Consider the following 4,402-nt stretch of genomic DNA (forward strand, 5'->3'; position numbering starts at 1 on the left):
GCTGATGTCCAGGGCCTTGCCGCCCGGCGGGACACCGTGAAGGCAAGACTCGATGCGCTGTCCGCGCGCCTCGGCGATGGCGCCGTGCAGTCGCTGGACCTGAATTTCCCGAGCCTTATCGTCGAGGCGGCGGGCGGCGCCTTCAAGGTGACTGAAGTGACGGAATCGAGCGTGCTGGCAGAGCCCGTCATCGCGCCGCAGACGGCATCGGCTGAAGCGGGCACATGGAACATCGTGACGCTGGAAACGCCGGAATCCAACCGCCGCATCGGTGACCGGGAAGCTGTGTGGCTGGAAACGTTGAAGATCAAGGGCATGGTCGAATCCGGCTTTGCCTGGCGGTTCCTCACCTCGGGTGACTCGCGTGAAGCGGAACTCGCCGGCATCCGCGGCGCTCTCGTGGGCTCGGCGCTGACACTTGCCGTTACGCTGCTCATTTGCCTTCCGCTTGGCGTCGGCGCTGCGATCTATCTCGAGGAGTTCGCGCCGAAGAACCGTCTCACCGATGTGATCGAGATCAACATCAACAACCTCGCCGCCGTGCCATCGATCGTGTTCGGCCTGCTTGGCCTTGCAATGTTCCTCAACTTCTTCGGCTTCCCGCGATCGGCACCACTCGTCGGTGGCCTTGTGCTGGCGCTGCTCGTGCTTCCGACCATCATCATCGCGTCGCGTGCCGCGTTGAGGGCCGTACCGCCCTCGATCAAGGAGGCCGCACTTGGCGTGGGCGCCTCTCACCAGCAGGCGATCTTCCATCACGTGCTGCCACTCGCCGTTCCCGGCATCATGACCGGCACCATCATCGGCATGGCGCATGCGCTGGGCGAAACCGCGCCGCTCCTCATGATCGGCATGGTGGCCTTCATCGTCGACGTGCCGCAGAGCATCACCGATGCGGCGACCGCGATGCCCGTCCAGATCTATCTCTGGTCGGACCTGCCCGAGATCGCCTTCCAGGCAAAGACGGCTGCGGCGATCATCGTCCTTCTCGTGTTTCTCTTCATCATGAATGCGCTGGCCATCATCACGCGCAAGCGCTTCGAGCGCCGCTGGTAGAGCTTTGAAAGGTTATCAAATGAGTGCCGCTTTCCAGACAATCATCACGCCGTCCCACCCGCGCATCATGGCGGAGCGGCCACCGAAGATCCACGCGAAGGACGTCAATGTCTATTATGGTGACAAGCACGCCATCAACAATCTCTCGATCGATATTCCCGATCGCGCCGTTTCGGCCTTCATTGGGCCCTCGGGCTGCGGCAAGTCGACATTCCTGCGCGCCATCAACCGCATGAACGACACGATCCCGTCCTGCCGCGTGACGGGCAGCATCACGGTGGATAACCGCGACATCTATGACCGTGACATTGACGTCGTGCAGCTTCGCGCCAAGGTGGGCATGGTGTTCCAGAAACCGAACCCCTTCCCGAAGTCGATCTTCGAGAACGTGGCCTATGGCCCCCGCATCCATGGCATGGCATCGAGCAAGACCGACATCGAGGAGATCGTCGTGTCGAGCCTCAAGAAGGCGGGCCTGTTCGAGGAAGTGAAGGACCGGCTGCAGCAATCCGGAACCGGACTTTCAGGCGGCCAGCAGCAACGCCTGTGCATCGCGCGCGCCATTGCTGTCAATCCGGAGGTCATCCTCATGGACGAACCGTGCTCGGCTCTCGACCCCATCGCCACCGCCAAGATCGAGGAGCTGATCGACGAGCTCCGCCAGAACTACTGCATCGTCATCGTGACCCATTCGATGCAGCAGGCGGCGCGCGTGTCGCAGCTCACCGCCTTTTTCCATCTGGGCACGCTCGTCGAGTTCGGTGACACCGACGAAGTGTTCACCAGCCCGCAGGAAAAGCGCACGCAGGATTACATCACGGGCCGCTTCGGCTGAGCCCCAGGAGACGAGCATGTCGAACCACATCACCAAGGCCTATGACGAGGACCTCACCCACCTGAAGACCATGCTGGCGCAGATGGGCGGCCTCGTGGAGCAGCAGCTCGACCAGGCCATCGACGCATTGTCGCGCCGCGATACTGCACTGGCGGACCGCGTGATCCAGCACGACGAGAAGGTCGATGTCCTGGAACGCCAGATCGAGGAGAGGGCAATCCTCACGATCGCCAAGCGCCAGCCCATGGCACGCGATCTCCGCGAGATCATGGTGGCGATCCGGGTGTCCTCCGATCTCGAGCGCATCGGCGACCTGGCCAAGAACACCGCGAAGCGCACGCATGCGATGTCGGAATCGCTGCCGCGCAAGCTGATGTCGGGTGTCACCCGCATGGGCCGCCTCGCGCAGGAAGAGCTCAAGAACATTCTCGATGCCTACGCCCGCTCCGACGCGGACAAGGCGCTCGACGTCTGGCGCGCGGACGAGGACCTCGACGCGCTCTACAACTCGATCTTCCGTGAGCTTCTCACCTACATGATGGAAGATCCGCGCAACATCAGCCTGTGCACGCATCTCCTGTTCGGCGCCAAGAACATGGAGCGCATTGGCGACCATGCTACCAACATTGCGGAGAACATCCATTATCTCGTTCAGGGAAAGGCTCTGGGCGAAAGCCGGCCCAAGAAGGATGTGACCAGTTCGATCCGCTTCGAAGGCCCAGAGCCTTCGGATGACTGACCGATGAGCGCCTCCATTCTCGTTGTCGAAGACGAAGAGCCGATCCAGATCCTGCTCAGCTACAATCTGGAGTCCGAAGGCTATCGCGTGCGCCACACGGCAGAAGGCGAGGACGTGCAGCGGCTAATCGGCGAGGAGCGGCCCGACCTGATCCTGCTCGACTGGATGCTGCCCGGCATTTCAGGAATAGAAGTCTGCCGCCTTCTCCGCACCAAGCCCGAGACGCGCGACATTCCGATCATCATGCTCACAGCGCGCAGCGAAGAGGCCGAGCGCGTGCGCGGCCTCGCCACGGGTGCCGACGACTACATGGTGAAGCCCTTCTCGGTGCCGGAACTGCTGGCGCGCATCCGCACCATCCTGAGGCGCATCAATCCGGATGCAGTCGCCGACCAGCTCAAGGCGGGCGATCTCTCGCTCGACCGCAAGACCAGGCGCGTGACCCGCTCCACGCGCGACATCACGCTGTCTCCGACCGAGTTCCGCCTGCTGGAACACCTGATGCAGAACCCCGGCCGCGTCTATTCGCGCGCGCAATTGCTCGACACTGTGTGGGGCCACGATGTCTACGTCGATGAGCGCACCGTCGACGTGCACGTAGGCCGCTTGAGAAAATCACTCAGCCGCGGGCGCGAAGTCGATCCCATCCGTACCGTGCGCGGCATGGGCTATTCCTTCGACGAAAGGTTCGGAAGGGCGGGGTAGGTTTCTTTGCTTTCGTCTTCGCCCCACGGATCGCTTTCTGCGTCATCGCCGGACTTGTTCCGGCGACCTATGGTGCGGCAAATTCAAGGTCTGAAAGCAGGCAGTGAGCAGTTTCCCGGGAAGCCGGTGTTGCGATGTGATAATGCGCGGTCCCCGGCTACGATCTGCGTTCGAAAGGCAGCCCCATTGACATAATGCATGTGACGGTACTACGGCTACTTAGTGGGTTTTGATGGAAGCGCTAGAGTGCGGAATAGCGAAACGAAAAAGCGGCTCGAGCAACTCCTCCAGTCCTACGTCGATGCAGACACCTATTCGTTGGGAACTTCACCAGAATTGAGGTGAACTCAATCGGGAGGGAGTTGGAGACACCTCTGCACATGATTGTCACACAAAACGACGTTGAGGGTGTACGGCTTCTGATCGAGGCCGGGGCGGACGTCAATGCGAGAACCGACATCGGCTCAACGCCACTGCACAGAGCAATAGGTGGTGGCAATGTCGAAATTGTACGAATGCTACTTGACGCTGGTGCACTGCCCGATCTGAAGAACAACTTTGGGGAAACGGCTTGGACGTTAGCTGAACACAAACCTAATCGGGACGAATTGCGTGCTCTGATTGGCAAACGCTGAGTTCGTAGATCGCTTGTCCTGCAATCATCGTTGAGCGCCCAAGGGCGCCTCAAACATCAACATTTTTTGCGTCGTAGCCACTGGCACAGCACATTTTTGACATTGCGAGCTACTGAAAAGTGGGTCCCCGGGACAAGCCCGGGGATGACAGACGTAGCATTGAAGCCGCGCGTTGTAGGGCGCCCTTACATTACCCGAACGCCACCCTGCGGTTCCGCCGGTCCTGCAGCGGCTGGTAGGCCAGCCTTGCGTGATATTCGCAATAGGGCGAGCCATCGCGGGGGCCGTGGCCGCAGAAGCAGAATTCTTCCGAGCCCGGATCGCCGATCGGCCATTTGCAGGTCTTGTCGGACAGATGCAGGATCGTCACTCGGCCGCCGCCCTTCGGCAGGTCGACGAGGCGCACTGGCTGCGGCTCAGGCAGCGACTGCT

General features: G+C 61.2%; 6 protein-coding genes. 5 read left to right on the forward strand and 1 reads right to left on the reverse strand.

Annotation, left to right across the window (positions count from 1 at the left end; translation table 11 throughout):
- From pstA to ACEW8Q_RS08665, 5 genes are all read left to right on the forward strand, one after another.
- A partial coding sequence (gene pstA, locus ACEW8Q_RS08645; protein ID WP_373503649.1) for a phosphate ABC transporter permease PstA occupies positions 1-1,056 on the forward strand: 1,056 nt, incomplete at its 5' end.
- A 67-nt stretch (positions 1,057-1,123) separates the two neighbouring features.
- Positions 1,124-1,891, forward strand: a complete 768-nt coding sequence (pstB, locus tag ACEW8Q_RS08650) for a phosphate ABC transporter ATP-binding protein PstB (RefSeq protein ID WP_373503654.1) — start codon at positions 1,124-1,126, stop codon at positions 1,889-1,891.
- A 16-nt stretch (positions 1,892-1,907) separates the two neighbouring features.
- Positions 1,908-2,630 (forward strand): phosphate signaling complex protein PhoU, encoded by a 723-nt coding sequence (gene phoU / locus ACEW8Q_RS08655; protein WP_373503650.1) that lies wholly within the window; start codon positions 1,908-1,910, stop codon positions 2,628-2,630.
- A gap of 3 nt (positions 2,631-2,633) precedes the next feature.
- Positions 2,634-3,335, forward strand: a complete 702-nt coding sequence (phoB, locus tag ACEW8Q_RS08660; protein WP_373503651.1) for a phosphate regulon transcriptional regulator PhoB — start codon at positions 2,634-2,636, stop codon at positions 3,333-3,335.
- Between the two features lie 341 nt (positions 3,336-3,676).
- Positions 3,677-3,970 carry an ankyrin repeat domain-containing protein gene (locus tag ACEW8Q_RS08665; RefSeq protein ID WP_373503652.1) on the forward strand — a complete coding sequence of 98 codons (294 nt, stop codon included), beginning with the start codon at positions 3,677-3,679 and terminating at the stop codon, positions 3,968-3,970.
- 190 nt (positions 3,971-4,160) lie between these two features.
- Here ACEW8Q_RS08665 and ACEW8Q_RS08670 read toward each other — a convergent pair.
- On the reverse strand, positions 4,161-4,402 hold a 242-nt coding region (locus ACEW8Q_RS08670; protein WP_373503653.1), incomplete at its 5' end, for a GcrA family cell cycle regulator.

The sequence above is a fragment of the Aestuariivirga sp. genome (assembly GCF_041738905.1).
Taxonomy (GTDB): Bacteria; Pseudomonadota; Alphaproteobacteria; order Rhizobiales; family Aestuariivirgaceae; genus Aestuariivirga.

What these genes read in the sequence shown, in the direction of transcription:
- pstB (WP_373503654.1), top strand. Translation starts at nt 1,124, where the DNA reads ATGGCGGAGCGGCCACCGAAGATCCACGCGAAGGACGTCAATGTCTAT.
- phoU (WP_373503650.1), top strand. Translation starts at nt 1,908, where the DNA reads ATGTCGAACCACATCACCAAGGCCTATGACGAGGACCTCACCCACCTG.
- phoB (WP_373503651.1), top strand. Translation starts at nt 2,634, where the DNA reads ATGAGCGCCTCCATTCTCGTTGTCGAAGACGAAGAGCCGATCCAGATC.